Origin of the sequence: Paenibacillus doosanensis (genome assembly GCF_025060755.1) — a bacterium.
GTDB lineage: Bacteria > Bacillota > Bacilli > Paenibacillales > NBRC-103111 > Paenibacillus_S > Paenibacillus_S doosanensis.
Window position 1 is genome coordinate 99,631 of sequence record NZ_JANYUY010000003.1, and the last position, 20,973, is coordinate 120,603.

The following is a 20,973-nucleotide window of genomic DNA, read 5'->3' on the forward strand; positions in this document are numbered from 1 at the left end:
TGCGGACGGAATAAGCTTCAGAGCATTACGTCACTTTGGGGGGGACTTGTTCCTGCTTAGGCTTCAAGTCGTTGACATGATTTAACAAGAGCAGGAGAGAGCATAATGATGAAAGGAAGGATGGATGTGCAGTGGAGCTGTTTTTAGGCATATTGGTGCTGTTGGCGCTGCTTGGCTTATCCAATGTCGTCAACCGGATCGTTCCGTTTGTGCCGGTGCCTCTGATTCAAATTGCGCTTGGGGTTTGTGTGGCCTTGCTTCCCGCGGGGGTGCATATTCCGCTAAATCCCGAATTGTTCTTCGTATTGTTCGTAGCGCCGCTTCTGTTTAACGACGGCAAGAGGACGCCGCTGAAGGAACTGTGGAAGCTGCGCGCTCCGATTTTGCTGCTCGCCGTGGGGCTTGTTTTCGTTACCGTCGCGGCGGCAGGCTATGTCATTCATTGGATGATTCCGGCGATGCCTCTGCCTGCCGCGTTCGCGCTGGCTGCAATTTTGTCGCCGACGGATGCGGTTTCCGTCAGCGCATTATCCGCGCGGATTCATCTGCCCAAACGGATATTGCGCCTGCTGGAAGGGGAGGCTCTGATGAACGACGCATCGGGTCTCGTCGCCTTTAAATTCGCTATTGCCGCTGCGGTGACGGGCGTGTTTTCGCTGCCGCAGGCGGCGCTGAGCTTCATGGTCATTGCTCTTGGAGGTCTGCTGCTCGGCGTGCTGCTGTCCTTGTTGATCGTAGGGCTGCAGCTGCTGCTCCGCCGATTCGGAATGGAAGATATTACGGTACATATGATCATCCAGATTCTGACGCCTTTTTTGCTGTACTTGATTGCGGAAGAATGCGGGGTTTCCGGCATTTTGGCCGCGGTAGCGGGAGGGATCGTACATGCGGTCAAGCAGGAATTGAACCAATCGGTGATGATCGAGCTGCAGATGGTTTCGACCCATACTTGGTCGGTCGTATTGTTCGTATTAAACGGGTTGGTTTTCGTCATACTCGGGCTGCAGATTCCCGCCGTAAGCAGCGTTATATTCCGGGATGCCGCCTACAGCAACTATGAGGCGCTAGGGTACATCGCGGTCATTTCGGTGCTGTTGATCGCGCTGCGCTTTGCGTGGATTCTCGCCTTTACGCGCGGGGCGGGTCTATTCTCCTCCGGCAAGGACACGCGCATCCTGAAGGACGTTCCCGGGATGAAATCGATTGTGCTGACCTCGCTGTCCGGAGTCCGCGGTACGGTCACATTGGCCGGCGCGTTTTCCATCCCGCTCGCGCTTAAGGACGGTAGTCCGTTTCCGGAGCGCAATTTGATCATCTTCCTGGCAGCCGGCGTCATTTTATTTTCATTGCTTGTGGCCAGCATTGTTCTTCCGCTGCTTACCAAGAGAAAGGAAGCGGACGTCAATATGCAAGAGGAAGAAAACGATACGCAGATCCGGACTATGACGGCTGCGCTGCACGCGATCAATCAGGAGAGGACGGAGCATAATGCGAAGGCGGCGGCCGCGGCGGCGGGGGATTATAAAAAGTGGATTCATCAAGTCCGTTCGGAAAAAATAAACCGGAAGCTCGGCCCGGGTGCGCGGGAGGTTGAAACGGAGCTGCGCCTCGCCGCCTTGCGAAAAGAACGGGAGACGGTGGAGGAGATGGCCCAAAATCAAGAAATCAGCCCCGACATGGCGCAGCTGATCGGCCAGCGGTTCGGGCAAACGGAACTGATCCTTGCCAACAGGCTTCATCTGTGGAGGATTATGCTGATGCTGCTGGTACAACGCATTCAAATGCTGATTCAATCGAAAGCGGACCCGGCGAAAGCGCCGATGAAGCTGGATGCAAAGGAGATCGACTCGCTAAGGGAAATGAAAATTCGTACATCGGAGGCGGCCGTAGACGAAATCAAACGGCGGATTCAAGACGATAACCGGGAAGTGGCGCTGGAAGTGATCTCCCACTACAACCATGTCATAGCCCGAATACGGCTGCAGAAGTCCGGAGGCTATCCGCATGACGAACGGTTCGGCGAACAAAAAAAGGAGCTTCATACGGTCGCCGTCCAGGCGGAGCGCGATGAAGTTCAAAAGCTGTACGAGCAGGGAACGATCTCGCGGCGAACCGCCAACAAAATAAGGCAGTATATCAGCTACCGTGAAGCGCTTATGTTCGAACAGGACGAGCTTGAATAAGGATGCTGCGCGAAATTCCGAAGTGTTCATAAATCCGGACTTTTTATTTTTTTGTAATCGTGAAGGAAGACGATCTTATCGTTTTTCTTGCGGCGGGAAAAGAGGAAATTGCCGATGTAAAAAAGCAAGGATAGCAAGCTTATGAAGCCGAGCACGGCCAAATCCTGATTCATTCTGACCACCTGCCGTTATCGTAATAGAATTAGATCTCATCATAGCATAGCCTTGTTTATAAGTGAAATGCATAATGGAAATAAAATCATATGCATTTTTAGCATAAGATGAACTCTATGAAACTGTTGTTAATGATTGACTGCGAACAAATGTTTGGTATAATAGAAACAAGAACAAACGTTCCTAAATTGAGAGAGGGGTGCAAGCTATGAATTCGACGAAAGTTAGGTTTATTGAACGTGACTATTACAGAATGATGATGGTTAATAACAGCGATCATTTGACGGATAGCCAGATTGATAAAATACTGGATGCGGCTGATACGACCTGGTCGGATCTGACCTTCAAATTTTACGATAACGGTTCGCTAGTTATTATCGACAATCATACGGAGCTTAGCATCCCTCTCCATTCGCTGAAGGGGGCGGCTTACGATTTTTATGTAAAGCAACGAATCCGGATGATCAGATCCAATCTCGAGTCGAAGAATTTGCAGAGCGCCTAATCTATTTCTTTTCACGCGTGATGAACGATAAACGATGCGCGGCTTTTGTTGCAGGGAGCGTTATGAAGGCAGGAGCATGGGTGGCAGGCACTTCCGTTTTTAGTGATCAGCGGCCGGATGTGCCCGGAAATATTGGGGAACAGGAGAACATTCATCTATGGAATTTCACGTTAAATTAAAGCAACTGCGCCAGCAACAAGATATTTCTCTACGGAAGCTAGGCGAGAAAGCCGGCGTCAGCTACTCGATTATGAATTCAATAGAAAACGGCAGATTTCATCCCACAAGGGAAGCGGTAATTTCTATTGCGAATGCTTTGAAGTATGAAGCGGTTGAAGAACTGCTATTCCTCGCAGGATATGGGCCGGAAATCTAAAATAAAATTTAGGTCAAATTACCTACATCATTCGACAAAATATACCAATGTATAGTATAATAGTATTACAAGGATAGAGAGGGAGTGTTACTATGTTACTGGTTTGGAATAGTATTGGCTTCATTCTATTATGTACGATTCTTTATTTGTCCATAAAGACACTCCTGCAAAAGGTGGAGTAGAGGCAGGATGCACACTGAGTTATACAAACAGCTTAAGAAGCCTGACGATCAGGAATCCAGAAGACTGCAAGAGCTTATGGTTGAAATCAAAAAAATTATGAGCGAAAAGCAAAATACAGGCGTGTTCAAACGGCTCTTTAAATATAAGAAAAGACCTAAAACGAAGCCGAGGGCTTGGTAATCCGGCGATTTTTCCGAATAACCGGCGTTTACAGTGACTCAGTAGTTACGTTTATAGAAGCTTCCTGTTCTTGGGTATCGGCTGTCATATTTGTAAGCGGATGCTGAATAAGGCAAGTCGCTTTCCACAATTCAAAGGTTTCTTTTGGGATACCCAATTGAAGAATAATTTGTTCGCATTCTAAGTGATTCTTCATTTTCGACCTCCTGATTTGGTTAGATTGTCCTTATAAAAATAAAGACCACCTTTCAATAGAAGGGTGGTCGGGTTGCACTACTAGCTCCATCGAATCCAAGTGCCCACATACGGATTCGATATCATCGCTTACCATATTCCAATAATAACAAGTACTGTGATATGTTTCTGTTTGTTTTCACACACAATTAACAAAAAAAGACCACTCTTTTTCAAGAGAATGGTCTGTTTGGCGTTGAAACCTATGTACAGCCCCCGCATCGAGCGGGGGCCAAGTTATCTGAATCAGATAATCAAGGCAAAACCGACAATGATTAACAGGATAAAAAGAACCAGTATTGAAGCGGAAGAGCCGAACCCAAAACCGTCTACACCACCCATTTGATATGCCTCCTTCCATGGTCACATGACTATTGTATGTGGATAAACGCCAATGTGTATGGACTATGACCTATACGGCAGCTTAATCGGACGCCGCGCAAATGTAATGTACGGAATGAAACCTGCGCATCTTGTTTTTCGTATAAAGAATAGCGAAACCGGGGCGTAGGATTGTCATGAAAATTTGCCGGATGAGGGAGTTTTCTTCGGATGGAATTTTTGAAAAGTTTGTTTGCGCATGTTACTGTAAGAAGATTCTCTATTTTGTTTTTAATCGGGTTGGCCTTGTTTTTCCTCAAAGGAATGCTAAATTTAGTTCTCCTCACTTTCCTGCTCACCTACATTATTAACAGCCTCCAAACGTATATAACGAGCAGGTTAAACCGTTTTTTTCGATTAAATTACAGAGTTGTCGTAATTATTATTTATGTGTTTCTGATCGTGCTGATGAGCGCGGGAATATCTAATCTGTGGCCTAAGATTATCGGGCAGGCCAAGGAAGTATCGGAAAAAATCATTACGCTGTACTACTATCCTGACGACAATATCATATCCCAGTACGTTTCCTATGCGATCGACAGTTTGGATCTTCAAGCTTATACTAAAAATGGATTCGGTTATTTGCTCAAGCTGAGCGATTGGGGGAAAACGCTCTTTTTGTCCGTTTTGTTCAGTTTATTTTTTCTTTTGGAAAAAACGAGAATTATGCAATTTACGTCCAAATTTAAGACGAGTAAAATATCGTGGTTTTACAACGAGGTTGAATATTTCAGCAAAAAATTTATCGTATCGTTCGGAAAAGTCATTGAAGCTCAGTTTCTTATCGCTATCCTTAATACGGCATTGACGACGATCGGGTTATGGCTTTTAGGGTTTCCTTACTTATTTGCGCTTGCCATCATGGTTTTTGTGCTCAGTCTCATCCCTGTGGCGGGGGTTATCATTTCTTTGATTCCCTTATGCTTGATTGCGCTGCAGATCGGCGGCTTGCTGATGATAGCGTATGTAATTATTATGATCATCCTGATTCATCTGGTAGAAAGCTACTTTTTGAATCCGAGGCTGATGTCGTCCAAGACAAAACTGCCGATGTTTTATTCGTTTCTTGTTCTTATTTTCTCAGAGCATTATTTGGGGATTTGGGGACTGATCATCGGGATTCCGATCTTCGTATTCATGCTGGATATATTGGGCGTTACGACCGAACCCGAAACGGATCAGACCGATGCTTCGCCCAAATAAAAAGAGTCGGGAGGAGAGCGCCGCTCCCGCTCCCGGAACGGTTATTATCTGCCAGGAGCGACATCGGTGCGTACAACGCCGACGTCAGAAGCATTGATGGCAAACGCGTTGCCTCCTTGACCTGTTCTGGCGCTGGAGTGTTGTTTGACGACGACTGTGTTTTTACCTTCTTTTTTGGTTTTATGATGTCTTTTGTGCAAGGAACACACCTCCCGTGATTCATTTGTTTTTTACCTGCTTATAGATCTTCACATTGACAGCGTTGCTTGCCAGGACATTCCCCGATTCGGCTTTGGCAACGGCGGATTGAAAAATTTGGATGACGAGGTATCGGTTTTTGCCGATTCGTTGCCTGAACGTTTTTATTTTGGTATGAAGCACAATGTCGTACCTCCCTTGGAATGTGAATTCCTATATCATATTATGCGAACCGTCGGACGAGACGGCGAATCATCTTGGCAAAACGCTTGTTTTACCCCATCACAATGTTTAATAACTACCGCTGAACGCGACTTTATGGAGGCGATCGATTATGAATACGGCTACGCTTGTCATCATCATCGTCGGTTTTTCGCTTTTGACGACGGCGATTACGTTGTTCACCGTTTTCTTAACGCTAAGGAATGCGCGCGGCGAAAGACAAAAGAAAAAGGATATCCTTGCAAACGGCATCTCCGCTTCGGCGATCATCCGGTCGATAGAACAAACGTCGTCGCAGCTGGATGACCAGCCAATCGTTCTGTTAAGCTTGACAGTGACTAGAGAAAACGGGGATACGTTCGATACGGTTATCAAAACGGCGATTCCTATCATTAGCATCCCGCAGTTTCAGCCTGGCCGGACGATTGAAGTAAAGTACATTACAGAGGAGGGGCGTTTACTGGTGGAGGCCGTAGGGGCTTATATCCCTTAAAGCGAGCTTAAGGGAAGCGCGATTTGCCATGGAAAGCTCCCGCAGTTTACTAGCCGTCCGATCGTAACGAACCCGGTGATTCGACACAAGGTTATCGATCCAGTGTAGATCATAGCTCTCTAGCAAATGAATCAGCAGCCTGAGCTGTGCCAAGTACTGATTATCGGTTTCCAAATCCGCTTTCCGTCCTTGGAGCCGCTTGAGCACGGAAGTGCGAAAGAAGCAGGGCCAAATGCACGGGTCGGCCAACAACAGCTCCCATGGATCGGAAAAACGGTCGCCCTTGATGATTTCTTTATGGTCGGCTTTGTCAATCCATATACGAACATTGCCGCAAAAGCCGGCAACATGGTCGGGAAGCATGAGAGCCTTCCCCAGCATGTACTGCACTGCATCGGCTTCCAGCCATTCTTCGGCGTCATGCAGCAAAAAATACGGCGTTTTCGTTTTGGCAATCATCGTGTCAAGGCATTTGCCGTATCCTTGTCTTTCTTCGTTGCTGATCAGCCGGACCCGGCTATCTCTTAGATAGGGCCTAATTATGGCTTCGGTATGATCTGTTGAAGCGTCGTTAACAATGAACAGATTCCAATTGGGAATGGTTTGCGTAATCACATTGTCGATCGCCTGTTTGATGGTGTGAGCTTGATTGTGCGCTACTATCGCTATCGTTACAATGCTCCTTTGCGCCGGACTTCTTTGGACTTGAGCGAAGGCTGAAGAGGAAGGCGGGCGTTCGAATGCCTCTCTTATACATGCTCTAAATTGATCCAGCCGGTGTTTGCGCATAACCTTTTGTTTCCCCGCTATGCCTAATTTCGTTTTTCTTAGTGGATCGGCCAGCAATTGTTGGATGGCTAGCGCAAATTGCTCCTCCTCAACCGAGGATCGGGGAATTAGGATGCCATCTTTTCCGTTCTGAATAAGCTCTTGCCATCCGGGAACGTCAAAGGCTATAACCGGCACTCCGGTCGCCATCGCTTCTAACCCGGTAATGGGTATTCCTTCGCTCGGGGAAGTCGAGATCAGAACATCCGATATTTTCAACATGTCAGGAATATCGTTGCGATACCCTAGGAATTTGACATTATGATCCAGGTTTTGCCGCCGGATCTCGTCGGCAAGCTCCTTTTTGCGTACACCGTCTCCGACGATCATACAGCAAACGCGGCGTTCAGGATCATAGCGCATCAAGTGTTTGACGATGGAAATCAATTTGAGCGGTTCTTTGTCATAGTCCAGACGGCTAATGAAGCTCACAATTTGCATATTTTCCTCCAGCTGCAGCTGGCGCTTAATTTTCGCGATTTTTTCCGCGTTTCCCGGGGCAAACAAAGCCGTATCGACGCCGCTGACAAAAACTTGTATTTTTTTCGGATTGACGCTGAAGATGGTTTCCATCGTCGCTTTTAATGATTGCTTGCTGACCAGATACTGATCAATGCAGGAGTCCGTTTCTACCGATTTTCGAACAAAATCCCAGGGAAGCTCGGGTACGTAACTGTGAAGTATTGCAAGGGCTTTAATATGCGGGAACAGCTCCTTTACGGTTGGGAGCATGTTGTATCCGACTAAGCTGTTGTTGATAAGGATAACCTCAATGTCCCGCGTCTGGATAATATGAAGCAGCAAGGCATCGATATGTTCAGGCTTGCTGAAGTAATTGGGCAAATAAAAAATATCGCGAATCAGCTCCAGCGAATATTCGAACCTGGGGGCCGGTGAGTCCAAGGTTGTAACGACCGTCACTTCAAATTGTTGGTCGGGCAGAGCTTGAACGAGTTCGCCGGTTATTTTCTCAGCCCCTCCAAATTCCAGCCAGCTGGTGACGATCAACACTTTTCTTTTAGCAGCGTCGCGCGGTTTTAAGGTATATGCGTCTGGGCCGTGAGGCCAGGCAAGCTCCAAAGGTAAATCCGGATCTCCGTCGGCATACTTGCATTTGAGCAGCTCCAGCTGCTTTTCTTCAAAAAGATGCGCATGATTGTTGCGGATAGCTTGTACGGTTTGATGATGCCGTTTGTTCGTTTGGCTGAGCAGCGACTCCCCGTGCTTGCGATAGTAAAACAGCGGTTCCTTTATTTGATGCGGCTTCCAACCGTGATCGAACAGCTTGATCCAGAAATCCCAATCCTCATACCCCTGAACCTCCTTGCTCTCGCTATATCCTCCGACCTGCTCCCATGCCATTTTCCGAAATAAAGAGTTTCCCACGACCATATTATTGAACAGCAGCTCGTAAAAATTGCAAGGAGGCAGCTCCGACACCTCTCTATATTCGCCAAAGGTTTGGAGCCAAGTCGTTACAAAGCCGACTTCCGGTCTAGTTTCTAGCACCCATATCCCTTTTTCGAGTAAAGTCGGATGAATCCGGTCGTCCGAATCAAGCGGGAATATATATTTACCGCGGGCTTCCCGTATGGCGCGATTTCTCGCCGCAGCGGGCCCTTGGTTGGCTTGGTGGATCACTCTCGTTCGCGGCTTGCGCAAGTTGCTCAATATATTTGTCGTACCGGCATCTGTAGAACCGTCGTTGACGACAATGATTTCAAAATCTTGAAAGCTGGAAGCCAGACAGGAATCAATCGCTTCTTCAATAAACTCACCGTAATTGTAACAAGGAATAACTATCGAAACCCACGGCTCTTTATACAAAGGGCTACAACTCCTTTTCATAAAAATAGCAGACCTCATGGGGGCGATCGCGAAGAGGGCTGCGGAAATCGTAGATCCGTAAATCGAATCTACCAATGAAAGCTTTCATATTCTATTGAATGTGAATGGGATGGATTTGGTGCAGGCGCTGTGCGCAAGAAATTAAAAATGCGCCGATGAATTTTGTTACGGAGGGGGAGGGAGGGCGGCGTGCGGATCCTGCGTTCGGCACCCAAACGGCACCCAATCACGCTCATTTCAAGTTGGAAAACGGCTCTTTAAACAGCAAAAAACCCTTGATTATCAAGGGTTTTTCTTTATGACCTGTGCTGGGTTCGAACCAGCGACCCCTACCCTGTCAAGATAGTGCTCTCCCGCTGAGCTAACAAGTCATGTTATGAAGTTCGTTCGTCGTTTTTGTTACTTCGTTCAGCGACAAGTAATAATATACCAAGCTCCAAGACATTTGTCAACAAAGTTTTTGAAAAAAGTTTTGTTATCCAAAGAATGAACTCTTTTCTCCGTCTCCAAAAGCTTTTTATGAAGATTCAACCTTCACTACTAGCGGCCATATGCTATAATACTAGCATATCAACCGAGCGAAAGAAGGTACAGGATGAAGGAGTTTCAGCGGTCTTTTCAACCTATTCAATTTCAGGTGCAGCAGGAACAGCAGGCCGGACGGGAAGAAACGGTAGATTGGGGAAGCGCGGAATGGGGGACTCATCGTCACCTGGTGCGCCAGCTAATGGAGCATTCCATGGAGCTGCTGTCTGTGAAAGATAAGGCCGTCGTATTGGGAGCAGGAACTCATGGGGATGTCGATTTGCCGGATTTGGCGAACCGGTTTGTCGAGGTTACGGTCCTCGACACGGAGGCCAACGCGATTGAGGAAGTGCTGGGTCCGGGCAGCAGCGCTCCGATTTCCGGCAAGCTGAATTCGTTAACGAATGTGGATTATACTTGTCTGGATCAAATTCAATTTTACGAGACGTGGGAGGAAATGCTGCTGAACGAGGCGCCTGCGGAGGAAGTGGCGGCGTATATTAAAGACTGCGCATTCCGCGTAAGGCATCGCGATGCGCTGCCGCAATGGAAGCGGAGCTTCTCGCTGGCGGTTTCCTCCTCTGTACATACACAGTTGTTTTATATCCATGCCTTGTCGCAATTTGCGGGGTATGCGGACCAGTACGGTCCGGACGGCGTTCCGCAGATCATCGGAGCGCTCCAGTTTCTGCGAAACAGCCTGGTGACCGGTTATAACCGGATGCTGACGTCTCTATTGAAGCCGGACGGCCGATTGGTAGTGTGGACGGATATGATCCGTCTCGAGGAGCACAACCGGGCGCTGCTGGAGCAATTGTACGGCATGCGCAGCGAAGAAGAGCGAACCCGATTTTTGTTCCGCGCTTTCGGGCAGTATGGCACGGAGGCGGCGGTGCTGGGAATGAAGGATCTTCAGGAGAAACTGAACCCGTTCGGACAGTTGTTCAAATGCTGGGTATGGTCGACCGAGACGGATAAACAGTATATAGCGGCGGGCTTTTCCAGCGGGATACGGGCATAAGCCGCAGCGTTTGCAGTTAGGCATATATAAGGAGTCGGTTGAATGACATCAGAGTTGGATTTACTTATCAATGAACTTTTGGCTCATTATTTCGAAGACGGGCAATGGCGGACAGAGGCCAAGGAGAGCGGGGTCAACAATACGACGCGATTCGTATACCGCGCTTCAGGCACTTATGTACTGCGAATTTACGACAATCATACGGATATGAACAAGATCGTCTACGAAACGGCGGTGCTGCAGCAACTGCAGCGCGTCAAGCTGAGCTATCAGGTGCCGAAGCCCGTAGCTACGATGAAGGGGGCTTCTTACGCCGTGGCCGCTTCCGGCAAAGTGGCCGTTCTCTTCGAATATATCGAAGGAGAACGGGCGGAGCTGGCGAGCCTCATCCATGCGGAAGCGGTCGGGCGCGCAATGGGAGAGCTGACGGAAGCGCTGGCTAAGGTGCAGGTCGATATGGAGGCGGCTTATGAGCCTTACTACGAGCTGTACGAGGTACATCCGCTAGTGACGAGGGATAAGCTGGACAATTGGCTGGAGGAGATGGCCGAAGGCCCCTTGTATGCGGAAATTCGGCTGCTGCGCGATGCGATCGACCGGCTGCTGGACGATATTACCTCGCTATGCCGTTTGCCTGTCCAGCTAACGCATTCCGATATTGTAGCCAGCAATGTGCTGGTAGCGTCGGACCGGGTGACGGGGATTCTCGATTTCGAATTCGTCACCCCGGATTTGCGGGCGATGGACGCAGCCGTATACATGTGCGAGCTGATTCGCTTCTACCCTGAAGAAGGAATGGAGCTGGCGCAGGCGTTTATTGCCGGCTACGGGCAATCCGTTCGCTTGGAGGACGATGAAATCGATACGCTGCCTCAGCTCATTTTGCTGCGCAGCATGGTGCTTGTGATTCATTTCCTGGGACGCTGCTGGGACGGAATTGACGCGGAGCAGGGGATCGATCGTTACATTATCAGCTTTGCGCAGGTTACCGTGTGGCTGGAGCAGCATGAAGAAGAACTGTTGGGACTGCTTCGCAAGCAATGGGAGGTGAGCTGATGAAGAAGCTGTACAGCCAAATGTCTCCGGTCGAGCTTGAAGCGGAAATGACGGAAATTGTGGCGGCCATGGAACATATTGAATTTCCGAGCCAGAAGGAGCTGCTAACGCGCAAGTATTATACGGCCAAAGCCTATTTGCTGGACCCCGCCGATTTCAAGCCGGGCCGCTACAAGGTCGAAGACTTCGAAGAGGAGTTCGAGCTGAAGTATATTAACGGCATTATGGGCTGGGGCCAAATGGGAAAAGACCCGGAAGCCAGCTTTCCTCTTTCGATGCTGACTTGGGTCTAAATACGGCACATATCTTTGGGGCAGTTTTCGCATTGGCAAATGTTGCGAAGGTAGTCGATATTTTCGATCACGATATTATTGTTTTCCATAGAAATGACGTTAAGCTTCTTTAAGTCGCTGAGCATCCGGTTGACGCTTTCGCGGGTTGCGCCGATCATGTCGGCCAGCTCGCTGTTCGTCAGCTTTTTGGTAATGAAAATCTGATTGTCCTGCCGAACCCCGTAGGAGTTGCTTAAACGGATCAAGGTGGAGCATAGAGCCCCCGGCTTGCCGAACATCATCAGATCGCGGAACTTGGTCTGCGTCATCCGATGCATCAGCCCCATCCATTTCATAAACTCGATTGCCAGATCGCCATGCTGCCACAGCAGCGTCTCCAGGTCTCTCTGCTGAATGATTCCGATGCTGCTGTCTTCCATCACTTCCGCGTTGAAGTTGTGCACCGATTGCTGGAACGGGTCGAGCTGCCCGAATAAATCCCCTTGTCCGTACATATACAAAATGAAGCTTTTTCCCTCATCGCTTGTTTTCGTAATTTTGACGCGTCCCTGATTCATAAAGTAAAGCTTATCCGCAGAATCTCCTTCCCAGAACAAGTAAGAACCCGCACTCACTTTATGATCGTACATAATTTCCTTTAATTTGGATAAATTCTCTTCCGAAAAACAATCCGTATTATGAACTCCTTCCATGCTTTGCCAACAACTGCGCATCAGGCGTTCCTCCTTTGTATCGTCCGTACCATGGCCGATTGCTTTGATATAACCATAATGGAAAGCGATGCGAAGCGATGTGATAAAAATCACGCCGGCGGTAAAATATCGCCTAAATCTGTGATTTTTGTAACATGCACGGCACACTTAAACCGTTATAGTAGAAATATAAGGATACGTTGTGCAGAAAGGAAGTGAAAGACCCATGATGAGCGGAGTCATATTAGCCGGAGGAGAGAAGGCGATCGCCCGGGCGCTGCGTCGAATCGATGGGGAAAGGGCAATTGAAGGAATGATTCGCGAAATGCAAACGGTATGCCAAGAGATTATCATTGTGACCGACGCACCTAAGCTATTATTGCCGATTGTGCCGCGTTCCACTAGAATTCTTACGGAGTATTTGCCCGGCTGCGGAACGATCAGCAGCTTGCATGCGGCGTTCGCCTTGAGCCGTAAGAATGCGCTTTGGGTGGTTGACAGCGAAGCGGAGACGGTGCAATTGCCGGCGGCCGCGGCGGTTACCTTGAATGAACGCAGGCGGATGCAAGGCGCCGATGCGGCCGTCGTATTGCGGAATAACGAGCCCTGTCCGCTATTCGGAGTTTATCGTCAAGGATGTCTGGAAGCGATTAACGAGCTCATACGAGCAGGGGAGAGCCGGGTTTCCGAGCTGCTGAATAAGATCGCGTGGGTAGGCATGGATGAAGCGGAATTGACCGCCTCGCAGCAAGTGCACGCCTATGAGCGCTCCATTCGGCATGATGATTGGAGTCACGGCTAACGGAGGCGACGGGCGCGGCATCCGGAAGTGAAAGGAAGCTACATGCGGCAAATATCGGGCGGGCAGTCCGGACACTGAACGATGGAACGCAGGTAAGCCAAATCGCGAATGATCAAATAACCGTCCTCATAAGCGATGGCGCCCCGGTCCTGATAAGCGCTTAGCGTTCGGCTGACGCCTTCCCGCGTCGTTCCGATCATATGAGCCAGCTCGGTTTTGGTGAATTTGACCTGAAGCCGAATGCCGCTCTCGCAGGGCTCCCCGTAAGTATTGCCCATCCGGATCAGAGTCGAGGCGATGGCGCCGCTTTTGCCGAATAACATAAGATCGCGAAACTTGGATTGCGTCGTCCGGTGCATGAGTCCCATCCATTTCATGAATTCAATGGCAAAGTCGCCGCGGCTTGAGATCAGCTCCTCCAGGGCGGTCGCAGGGATAACGCCGATTACGCTGTCCGCGGTCACTTCCGCATTGTAGCTGAACCGGGCGTCTACGGCTCCGAACTCGGTGTAGAAGTCGCCGGCTTGCAGCAAATGAAGAATAAGCTCCTGCCCGTCTTCGGTAATCTTATAAATTTTAAGGCCGCCTTTTTTTATATAGTAGCAGTTAGCTGCCGGATCTCCTTCCCAGAACAGATGCATTCCGGTTTCTTTGGATTCTGTCGTCATTTTTCGCTCCATCAGCGAGAAGTTAGTTTCGGACAAATAAGCCGCAATTTGCGCATGGCGATGAATTTCCCTAGTCATAGAAGATCAAAACCTTTCTTCAAAAATGGCCTTCACTTATTGTATCGGAAATGACGGGCAAATGATATATAAAAACTTTATACACGGGTCAAATAAATTGTGATATGATTATTTCCAAAGAACTTTGTAAGCGTTATCATGATGCGATGGGGTTGATTGTACTGAAGAAATTTGCTGTGTTAGGGACTTTTATCGCAATCTGGTTGATCGGAGCAAGCATCGTCGGGGCACGCGAGGAGGAGCAGCCGAAGGCGGTGTATATTAGTTCCGAAGGGATTCAGTTTGAAAGCTATAGCCCGATGTGGGATACGGATAGGCTGAGAAGCCTCTATGAGCTGCTGATCCAATGCGAGCACGGTGAAGAGCTGCAGCATTTAAACAAGGTCTTGCTGTATCCGGAGAAGAGCGTGGGAAAAAGCGGCTCGCGGGTAGGTCTTTACGATCGGGAATCCGCCTCCATCAGCTTATACGAAGTGGAAAGCTTGCCCGTCGAACGCACGCTTATTCATGAGTACGGCCATCATTTTACCTATTACTGGCTTTATCGAAAAGATGGCGTCTATCCTAACCAGCTGACGGAGCATTCCGAATGGGCGGAGCTGAGGGAGGTGGACGGTTATCCTGTCCGGTGGGCCGGTTCGAAGCTGCCTTTTATTCATAAATGGGACCCCGATGAAATTATGGCAGAGGATTATGTGCAGCTATTCGGCGTCGGTGCGAAGCCGATTCCCGATGATCCTAAGGATGTCGTCTATTTGCTGCGTCATGAAAACGAATATATCCCTGCGGTGCAGACGCTGCCCGAAGTGCGCCGCTACTGGGAGTCGGCGGCGGGGCTGGCCCCCCGGACGCCGTTGAAGCTGCCGCAAATTGAGCGTTGGGAGCCTATGGACGCTCCCGACGGCGAAGGCGGCTTATACCGTCTGGTATTCACATCTGCTGCCGCGGACGATGCTCAAACGGTGCAATACGGTATTCGCGTCGCAGGCTTCAGCGAGCAGGGAGGCATGCCTGTCATCCTCACCGCCGGGCTTGCCGTCCAAGGAAGCGGCTCCGTCGAAACGGTGTTGGATTTACAAGCTTTACAACAGCTGAACCGTTTCTATGCGCATATTCAAATATGGGCTTTGGAGCCCGAAAGCCATCAGCTTATGTATACGCCGTTTTATATGAATTGGTATGCGTACCATCCGGAATCGGGCGCATTGAGCGCGACGGGAATGCCTTTGGAAAAGCAGGGGCTGCCGCGGATGCTGAAGAGCGAAGGAATGGACCGATGGCCCATGGCCGTCGTGATTATGAACGGAAAGCCGGCTGCCGCCGTCAGAAAGTATGACGAGAACGGGATCGTCTACGTGCCGTTAAAAGTATTTTCCGACGATGCACCTCCGGATAGTTCGCTTGACCGGTCGCTTGATGGCGACGGCAAGCCGGTGCATCTCCGGTTTCACCGGCGAACCGTGCAGCTGCAGCTGAATGCCGAAGAGGCCGATGTAGACGGGCAAACCATCAAGCTCCGCCATCCCGCCAAAAAAATGGGCAAAGAGCCTGCCGTGCCGGTCGACGATCTGCCTGAGCTGTTCGGCGTAGCCGTCGGCTGGGACGAAGACGGAAGCGGCATGTACGTCCAAGCCGAGTAGACTTACGATGCATAAGACGGCCCTCGATTTAGGATGCTATAGCTAGGGGGGATAAGATGAACCGAGCGTTAACAACCGCCGTCTTTACGATCGGGCTGGCCCAGCTTGCGAAGGTTCCGCTGGCTTATCAGCAAACCGGGCGTTGGGATTGGTCGAATGCCTTTAGAACGGGAGGGATGCCGAGCTCTCATTCCGCAGGCGTCGCTTCGTTGGCCGCTTATGTCGGCTTGAAACGAGGGATCACCTCCGTTCATTTTGCTACGGCCAGCATGCTGGGCTTGATCGTCATGTTCGACGCAATGGGCATTCGCAGGCAGGCCGGTATTATTGCAACCGAAGTCAACGAGCTTGGCAATACGGTTGCGCAGTTAGCGGAAAGCGCCCCGCCTTATATTCAAGCGAAGCGGCAGAAGCGGCTGGAGGAACGATTGGGCCATCTGCCCGAGGAAGTTTTGGGAGGGGCGCTCATGGGGATGTTTACCGGCGCGTTCAGCTATGTGATGGAACCGCGTCCCCCTAAACGAAGATGGCTGCCATGGCTTTAGGGCAGACGCAAAAACAACCCTGCAGCGCTTTGCGCCAAGCGGCAGGGTTGTTTGCGTCCGGATTTTATACCGTCATCCGGTTGTTTCCCGGCATCATGGCGGAGGAGGATTCCGGCTGGGAAACGGGAACGGTGATCGTAAATTTGGTGCCTTTGCCCGCTTCGCTCTCCACTTCCATAGTCCCTTCATGATCTTGAACGATTTTATGGCAAATCGACAGTCCCAGTCCAGTCCCCGATTCTTTGGTCGTGTAGAAGGGCAGAAAGATTTTATCCAGCTCCGTTTCGGGAATGCCTTCTCCCGTATCGGAAATTTCGATTACCGCCTGCTGATCGGCCTGATATAACCGGATGCGCACCTGACCCTGCTCCGTCATGGCTTCGAATGCGTTCTTGATAAGGTTTAGCAGCAGCTGAAGCATCTTATCTTGATCCATTAGCATATGTATCGGGGTCGGGGAAGCGTTAAACTCAATATGATGCCCAAGCCGCGCAGTCTCCGAATCCAGTAGCGAGATGACTCTATGTATACAGTCGTTAATCGAGTGTACTTTGAATTGAGAGGCGTGAGGCTTGGAGAATTGAAGAAACTCCGCGGTCAACATGCTCATGCGGGTAATTTCATCCATGATTAAATCGTACCAGGGACGGATATTATAATTATCCGACTTCGATATTTGCAGAAAGCCTTTGATCGTCGTCAGCGGATTGCGGATTTCATGCGCCATGCCGGAAGCAAGCTCGCCCACGACGCGCAGCTTTTCCGATCGGAGCATATGTTCCTCGCGCTTGAGCCACGATTCTCTCTTCATCGTGTACAGATTGCGCTCCGCATTAAAAAACAAATCGTCCTTGGACGTCCCGTCATCCGGATAAAACGCCATGCCGTAATTGATTTCGATGCCCGTTAGCTTGGGAAATTCCGAAGCAAGCATCTGAGTAATCGTATTCATCGCATGCTGAGAATTATCGTATTCCAGCACGATGGCGAATTCGTCGCCGCCGTAGCGGGAGATGGCCAGAGCTTCGGGAAACATAATCCGCAGCAGCTGCGCGGCCTGTTTCAAAATCCGGTTGACGCCGTGAAACCCGTTGATCGTATTAAGCGATTTCAAGTCTTTGCAATCGATCAGCACGATAACGACCGATTTGCCCGCCTGGACAAGCTGCTCCAGCTGCCGGTGACATTCCTCGTAGTTGTACAGTCCGGTCAGCGCGTCGTGCGTGGTCAAACGTTTCTTTTCGTTGTCCAATGCCTGGGTTTGGTGCTCCATTACATGAATAAAGCGGTTGAATAGAAAAGCAAAGACGAGACAGCTGAACGTGCTGAACACCAGAGTGAAGATGCCGTATTCGGAGTAAGGAATGTAAGTGGCGGCCACCAGCGCGTAAGACACCGCGTACAGCAGGCTGATTGCCGTAACTGAGCGCATGTTATGGTTTTTCATCAGCTGCTTGCCCATCTGGGCAAGATAAAGCGGCAAGCATAAATCCATTTCGCTGACATAGTGAAAGGCGATAAGCAGCCCTATTTGCAGCAGCGAAGCGCCGGCAATTTTGTTCTCGATAACATGAACGCCGAAATAAGCAATTGCGATAACTATGAGCAGCAATGGATTTGACGTCGTCTCAAAAATGATGGAAGAGGTACAAATAACGGATGCGTATAGTAGCAGGATCCAATTATAGCTCATGCTTTCATACTCCTTATCACAATGTAGGAATGAAAGGTTATTAATGGAATTCTCTATCTTCCTTACAAATCCTGCTGCTTTAGGCGGAAAAACTGCTTTTCTTGCATAAATTCTTTTTAATGGACGCAAAATAGGAGATAAGCCTTTCCGAAAAAGCGGAGGGGTGCTTGAAACCAACGAATAGAGGAGGAAGAGAAGCATGCAGCGCGAGAGTTTTGTAGCTGTTCAGAAAAACGGCGACGGCGACATTACCGCCTTCAAAACGTCGAGTGGCCGTGTCCTGCAATACGAGCAGGCTCTTCATGAAGTCCGCGGCGGAAATATCGAAGGGGTAAACGTATTTAAAGGAAAAGACGGCGATTTCTATATTCGAGGCGATGCCGACGGCGATCCGACGAACAATTTGGATCAGCTCCCGATGTTTTAAAGCATAAAAACCTGACCTCCACAGTGAGGCCAGGTTTTTTGGTTGCTGCTTCAGCAATGCGGCGTGCCGGCTCTAGCGAATTAACGGGGTTTCTTCGAAACGGGGATGGTTCCATGCTCTTATGAAAATGTGTACCATTTATGCTGCTCTACGAACGTCATTTCCCCGGTCTTCCCTATGAATTGTTCCATCGTATCGTCATAGTGCATCAGGTGCACCGTTCGCTGCAGCTCGGGAGGCAGCGTCAGCAGTTCGTCCAAACTGGCGTGGACAAGACCGGGGGAGGAAAGCTGGCAATCGTGCATAATGTAGCGGCAGCCCCTATGTTCGTACAGCCGGGTCAACAATTCGGCGTCAAACTTGCAGTCGGCGCTGTAGAACAGCATGTCGTTAATAAACAAGGAGTAGCTGGGTTTCGCGGGAATATGCTCCGTACGAATCAGCTCCACTTGGAGATTGGGGAAGACGGCCGAAGCTTCGCCTTCGTCCAGAAGCACGACGTCAAAATAATCGTCCAAGCCGGACATGCCTTCGGCCAAATTTTCCAATCCGCCGCGAAGCGAATGATTCCATAAGGAATCTGCGATTGCGGAAGGCACGTACAGCCTTGTTTTCTTTTTATAAGCGTATTTGAGGCGAAAGGCGAACTCTTCCATCCCTCCGACATGATCCGCATGAATATGAGTAATCAGGATGGCGTCTATCCGATCCAAGGGTATATTCAGCTTATGTAAGGCTTGCGGAGCAGTCGCTCCGCAGTCGACCAGCAGCATGCTTCCGTCGACGGTTATCAAGGCATTGTTATTATAATACTTTTTGGAAAAAGCACTTCCCGTGCCGATCATCTGGATTTGCAGAGCCACGAACGATCCTCCACTCATTGTTGGAAAAGCACATGTGTCTTTTTTTAGACTACCATGCGGCGGAGCCTCATTACAAGGAAAAATTAACCTCGTAAAATGTTAATTATTTCACCTTTTTCTGCATCATTTGCTGCAAAATAACGCGATCCAGTGTCTGGCTGAGCGCAAGAACTTCAGGATGTCCGAAGTTATATTGATGTTTTAACGCGATTTGCTCCAGAAGTTGTTTGAGTCTCTCGATTTCCGATTCGATACGGATTGCGTCGGACATGCAGCCATCTCCTTAGGGAAGAATTCATGCCATAGATGAAATATACCATGTTTATTCGGATAAACCAAGCTTTACCAGCTTGATATGGGAACAAATGTTCTGTATAATCGAGTTAATACATTATCTTTTCGAGGTGCGGGTAAATGGGTATGCTGAATCCTTCTATAGAACATGGGGTCTATCAATATGTGGTGACGCTGCATCTGCTCAAAGCGCTGGAGCTGGATCGACGGCAGGCGGACGGAATGAAGCTCTCCCGGATCTGGAACGGCGTGTTCGAGCATTTGTCGAAGGCGGCGGAGCGGGAGCATAGGGAAGCAAAGCGCAGCTTGAAGAAGCAAGGCTGCCGGATCGTTCTGGAGGAGTTAACGCCGGAGCGTAACTATCATGTTATGTATGTGGTTCGTGGTTACGAATTTCACTGCTCCATCATGCCTGTCGTCCTCAAGGGCAAGTGCGAGGAGAAGCTTCAAGAGCTGCTAAGCGGAGGAAGAGCGCAGCCGATCGGCCCGTAACCAATATCGGGCATCGATTGTTCCGTTAACGTCTCCGGTTGTCGAAGAAAGCTATATGTTGGCATATTTTGAGCAATGATCTTGTTTTTTTAATATATCTAGTAAATTCCGGTAAGCGAGTTTATGTTTTTTTAGGAAATGAGCGCAACTCTTTCCATTCGCCGGAGTATAAGCATATGAACAAAGTACAGGACACGATGGAGGTTGCAGGAATGTTTAAAGTGCCACGGATGTTAACGCTGGTGCTCTCGCTTTCGTTGTTTGGAGCTACGGGGGCAATGGCCAGCTCTGTTTGGGGCGAGTTTGAAGGCTACAGTAAAGTAAAAACGGTGATCAATGATGTGGAGAAGCAGTTCACGGATAGTGAAGTGCCTGCATTTTTAGTTAAAGGCAGTGCGGTACTCCCTGTACGCGCATTGTCGGAGTCGCTTCAAGCGCTCGTTCGCTGGGATAACAATACCAAGACGGTATCGGTTTACAAGCCGAACGTTCATATGTTCGTGGCGGAGAAGGTGAATGATGACTATTCGATCAAATCTCCTTTCGGAAGGGTGCCCAAAGGGAAGAAGATCGATTTTGCCGTATTTGCTCAGGTAGACAGTATGAAGACGCCTTTCTATTCTTTTAAAATCTCGATTGAAACGCCAAGCGGAGAGCAGGCGGTAGCGCCGCATGAGAAGGTCGTCAACGGACAGAAAGAAAACTTCTGGTATCCGTGGCCGTTCTCCGTATCGTTCGACGAGGCGGGAGACTACGTGATCAAGTTCTCTATTAAGCTGGACGAAGACGGAGACTATACGGTCGTATCGCAAAAAGTGATCGTTTCCGAATAATGGATATCCGGGCGCCGCGCTGCATTTGCGTTGACCTGTGTTC

Annotated in this window: 26 protein-coding genes, 1 tRNA gene, 1 pseudogene and 1 riboswitch; of the genes and pseudogenes, 15 read left to right on the plus strand and 13 right to left on the minus strand. The window is 49.4% G+C overall.

What is annotated here, in order from left to right; genetic code table 11:
* Positions 1 to 131: 131 nt before the first annotated feature.
* Positions 132 to 2,183: a Na+/H+ antiporter gene (locus tag N0M98_RS04240; protein WP_259617039.1), complete on the plus strand. Its 2,052-nt coding sequence runs from the start codon at positions 132 to 134 to the stop codon at positions 2,181 to 2,183.
* 26 nt (positions 2,184 to 2,209) lie between these two features.
* Here the strand turns inward: N0M98_RS04240 and N0M98_RS04245 are convergent, their stop codons facing one another.
* The gene (locus tag N0M98_RS04245; protein ID WP_249862625.1) at positions 2,210 to 2,356 is read right to left on the minus strand and encodes a hypothetical protein; all 147 of its coding nucleotides are present in this window, start codon (positions 2,354 to 2,356) and stop codon (positions 2,210 to 2,212) included.
* 209 nt (positions 2,357 to 2,565) lie between these two features.
* On the opposite strand from N0M98_RS04245, the gene N0M98_RS04250 reads away from it, so the two are divergent.
* The 3 genes from N0M98_RS04250 to N0M98_RS04260 all read left to right on the plus strand — a co-directional run bounded on the left by N0M98_RS04250 (position 2,566) and on the right by N0M98_RS04260 (position 3,601).
* Positions 2,566 to 2,862 (plus strand): hypothetical protein, encoded by a 297-nt coding sequence (locus tag N0M98_RS04250; RefSeq protein WP_249862626.1) that lies wholly within the window; start codon positions 2,566 to 2,568, stop codon positions 2,860 to 2,862.
* A gap of 157 nt (positions 2,863 to 3,019) precedes the next feature.
* Positions 3,020 to 3,238, plus strand: coding sequence for a helix-turn-helix domain-containing protein (locus N0M98_RS04255; protein ID WP_249862627.1), 219 nt, complete (start codon positions 3,020 to 3,022; stop codon positions 3,236 to 3,238).
* A 189-nt stretch (positions 3,239 to 3,427) separates the two neighbouring features.
* Entirely contained in the window at positions 3,428 to 3,601 is a 174-nt protein-coding gene (locus tag N0M98_RS04260) for a hypothetical protein (protein WP_259617040.1), read from the plus strand.
* Positions 3,602 to 3,629: 28 nt separating this feature from the next.
* Here the strand turns inward: N0M98_RS04260 and N0M98_RS04265 are convergent, their stop codons facing one another.
* On the minus strand, positions 3,630 to 3,797 hold the full coding sequence (locus N0M98_RS04265; RefSeq protein WP_249862629.1) for a hypothetical protein: 168 nt from the start codon (positions 3,795 to 3,797) through the stop codon (positions 3,630 to 3,632).
* A 57-nt stretch (positions 3,798 to 3,854) separates the two neighbouring features.
* Positions 3,855 to 3,938: riboswitch (cyclic di-GMP riboswitch) on the minus strand.
* A 143-nt stretch (positions 3,939 to 4,081) separates the two neighbouring features.
* Positions 4,082 to 4,177 (minus strand): sporulation protein YjcZ, encoded by a 96-nt coding sequence (locus N0M98_RS04270; RefSeq protein ID WP_249862630.1) that lies wholly within the window; start codon positions 4,175 to 4,177, stop codon positions 4,082 to 4,084.
* A 210-nt stretch (positions 4,178 to 4,387) separates the two neighbouring features.
* On the opposite strand from N0M98_RS04270, the gene N0M98_RS04275 reads away from it, so the two are divergent.
* Entirely contained in the window at positions 4,388 to 5,419 is a 1,032-nt protein-coding gene (locus N0M98_RS04275) for an AI-2E family transporter (protein ID WP_259617041.1), read from the plus strand.
* A gap of 44 nt (positions 5,420 to 5,463) precedes the next feature.
* Here the strand turns inward: N0M98_RS04275 and N0M98_RS04280 are convergent, their stop codons facing one another.
* Positions 5,464 to 5,619 (minus strand): hypothetical protein, encoded by a 156-nt coding sequence (locus N0M98_RS04280; protein WP_249862632.1) that lies wholly within the window; start codon positions 5,617 to 5,619, stop codon positions 5,464 to 5,466.
* Positions 5,620 to 5,638: 19 nt separating this feature from the next.
* Entirely contained in the window at positions 5,639 to 5,800 is a 162-nt protein-coding gene (locus N0M98_RS04285; protein ID WP_259617042.1) for a hypothetical protein, read from the minus strand.
* Positions 5,801 to 5,951: 151 nt separating this feature from the next.
* Between N0M98_RS04285 and N0M98_RS04290 the strand changes: the two genes are divergently transcribed.
* Entirely contained in the window at positions 5,952 to 6,332 is a 381-nt protein-coding gene (locus N0M98_RS04290) for a hypothetical protein (protein WP_249862633.1), read from the plus strand.
* Here N0M98_RS04290 and N0M98_RS04295 read toward each other — a convergent pair.
* The 3 genes and pseudogenes from N0M98_RS04295 to N0M98_RS04300 form a co-directional block, all read right to left on the minus strand.
* The gene (locus N0M98_RS04295; RefSeq protein WP_259617043.1) at positions 6,297 to 8,240 is read right to left on the minus strand and encodes a glycosyltransferase; all 1,944 of its coding nucleotides are present in this window, start codon (positions 8,238 to 8,240) and stop codon (positions 6,297 to 6,299) included. The two genes, N0M98_RS04290 and N0M98_RS04295, sit on opposite strands and share 36 nt — an antisense overlap.
* A 195-nt stretch (positions 8,241 to 8,435) precedes the next feature.
* A pseudogene (locus N0M98_RS33835) lies at positions 8,436 to 9,026 on the minus strand (glycosyltransferase family A protein); the annotation flags it as partial.
* A gap of 281 nt (positions 9,027 to 9,307) precedes the next feature.
* Positions 9,308 to 9,379 (minus strand) — tRNA-Val (locus N0M98_RS04300).
* A 224-nt stretch (positions 9,380 to 9,603) separates the two neighbouring features.
* Between N0M98_RS04300 and N0M98_RS04305 the strand changes: the two genes are divergently transcribed.
* Genes N0M98_RS04305 through N0M98_RS04315 form a run of 3 tightly spaced genes read left to right on the plus strand, consistent with a single transcriptional unit; the run spans position 9,604 to position 11,903 of the window.
* Entirely contained in the window at positions 9,604 to 10,554 is a 951-nt protein-coding gene (locus tag N0M98_RS04305; protein WP_249862635.1) for a hypothetical protein, read from the plus strand.
* Between the two features lie 42 nt (positions 10,555 to 10,596).
* Positions 10,597 to 11,610, plus strand: a complete 1,014-nt coding sequence (locus N0M98_RS04310) for a phosphotransferase (RefSeq protein ID WP_249862636.1) — start codon at positions 10,597 to 10,599, stop codon at positions 11,608 to 11,610.
* The gene (locus tag N0M98_RS04315) at positions 11,610 to 11,903 is read left to right on the plus strand and encodes a DUF1811 family protein (protein ID WP_249862637.1); all 294 of its coding nucleotides are present in this window, start codon (positions 11,610 to 11,612) and stop codon (positions 11,901 to 11,903) included. The genes N0M98_RS04310 and N0M98_RS04315 overlap by 1 nt, the downstream gene beginning before the upstream one ends.
* Here the strand turns inward: N0M98_RS04315 and N0M98_RS04320 are convergent.
* Positions 11,900 to 12,616, minus strand: a complete 717-nt coding sequence (locus tag N0M98_RS04320; protein ID WP_259617044.1) for a Crp/Fnr family transcriptional regulator — start codon at positions 12,614 to 12,616, stop codon at positions 11,900 to 11,902. The genes N0M98_RS04315 and N0M98_RS04320 overlap by 4 nt on opposite strands.
* A gap of 205 nt (positions 12,617 to 12,821) precedes the next feature.
* Between N0M98_RS04320 and mobA the strand changes: the two genes are divergently transcribed.
* Positions 12,822 to 13,397 carry a molybdenum cofactor guanylyltransferase gene (gene mobA, locus N0M98_RS04325; protein WP_249862639.1) on the plus strand — a complete coding sequence of 192 codons (576 nt, stop codon included), beginning with the start codon at positions 12,822 to 12,824 and terminating at the stop codon, positions 13,395 to 13,397.
* A 38-nt stretch (positions 13,398 to 13,435) separates the two neighbouring features.
* On the opposite strand, the gene N0M98_RS04330 is transcribed toward mobA, so the two are convergent.
* Positions 13,436 to 14,143, minus strand: coding sequence for a Crp/Fnr family transcriptional regulator (locus N0M98_RS04330; protein ID WP_249862640.1), 708 nt, complete (start codon positions 14,141 to 14,143; stop codon positions 13,436 to 13,438).
* A gap of 176 nt (positions 14,144 to 14,319) precedes the next feature.
* Here N0M98_RS04330 and N0M98_RS04335 point away from each other — a divergent pair, with 176 nt between their 5' ends.
* On the plus strand, positions 14,320 to 15,783 hold the full coding sequence (locus N0M98_RS04335) for a stalk domain-containing protein (protein WP_259617045.1): 1,464 nt from the start codon (positions 14,320 to 14,322) through the stop codon (positions 15,781 to 15,783).
* 56 nt (positions 15,784 to 15,839) lie between these two features.
* Positions 15,840 to 16,328: a divergent PAP2 family protein gene (locus N0M98_RS04340; protein WP_259617046.1), complete on the plus strand. Its 489-nt coding sequence runs from the start codon at positions 15,840 to 15,842 to the stop codon at positions 16,326 to 16,328.
* Positions 16,329 to 16,392: 64 nt separating this feature from the next.
* On the opposite strand, the gene N0M98_RS04345 is transcribed toward N0M98_RS04340, so the two are convergent.
* The gene (locus N0M98_RS04345; RefSeq protein WP_259617047.1) at positions 16,393 to 18,021 is read right to left on the minus strand and encodes an ATP-binding protein; all 1,629 of its coding nucleotides are present in this window, start codon (positions 18,019 to 18,021) and stop codon (positions 16,393 to 16,395) included.
* A gap of 199 nt (positions 18,022 to 18,220) precedes the next feature.
* On the opposite strand from N0M98_RS04345, the gene N0M98_RS04350 reads away from it, so the two are divergent.
* Positions 18,221 to 18,448: a DUF3892 domain-containing protein gene (locus N0M98_RS04350; RefSeq protein WP_249862644.1), complete on the plus strand. Its 228-nt coding sequence runs from the start codon at positions 18,221 to 18,223 to the stop codon at positions 18,446 to 18,448.
* Positions 18,449 to 18,567: 119 nt separating this feature from the next.
* Here the strand turns inward: N0M98_RS04350 and N0M98_RS04355 are convergent, their stop codons facing one another.
* Positions 18,568 to 19,311 carry an MBL fold metallo-hydrolase gene (locus N0M98_RS04355; protein WP_249862645.1) on the minus strand — a complete coding sequence of 248 codons (744 nt, stop codon included), beginning with the start codon at positions 19,309 to 19,311 and terminating at the stop codon, positions 18,568 to 18,570.
* A 103-nt stretch (positions 19,312 to 19,414) separates the two neighbouring features.
* On the minus strand, positions 19,415 to 19,582 hold the full coding sequence (locus N0M98_RS04360) for an aspartyl-phosphate phosphatase Spo0E family protein (protein ID WP_249862646.1): 168 nt from the start codon (positions 19,580 to 19,582) through the stop codon (positions 19,415 to 19,417).
* A 143-nt stretch (positions 19,583 to 19,725) separates the two neighbouring features.
* Between N0M98_RS04360 and N0M98_RS04365 the strand changes: the two genes are divergently transcribed.
* Both N0M98_RS04365 and N0M98_RS04370 read left to right on the plus strand, forming a co-directional pair.
* The gene (locus tag N0M98_RS04365) at positions 19,726 to 20,097 is read left to right on the plus strand and encodes a YhjD family protein (RefSeq protein WP_259617048.1); all 372 of its coding nucleotides are present in this window, start codon (positions 19,726 to 19,728) and stop codon (positions 20,095 to 20,097) included.
* 176 nt (positions 20,098 to 20,273) lie between these two features.
* On the plus strand, positions 20,274 to 20,930 hold the full coding sequence (locus N0M98_RS04370; protein ID WP_249862648.1) for a stalk domain-containing protein: 657 nt from the start codon (positions 20,274 to 20,276) through the stop codon (positions 20,928 to 20,930).
* Positions 20,931 to 20,973: the final 43 nt, after the last annotated feature.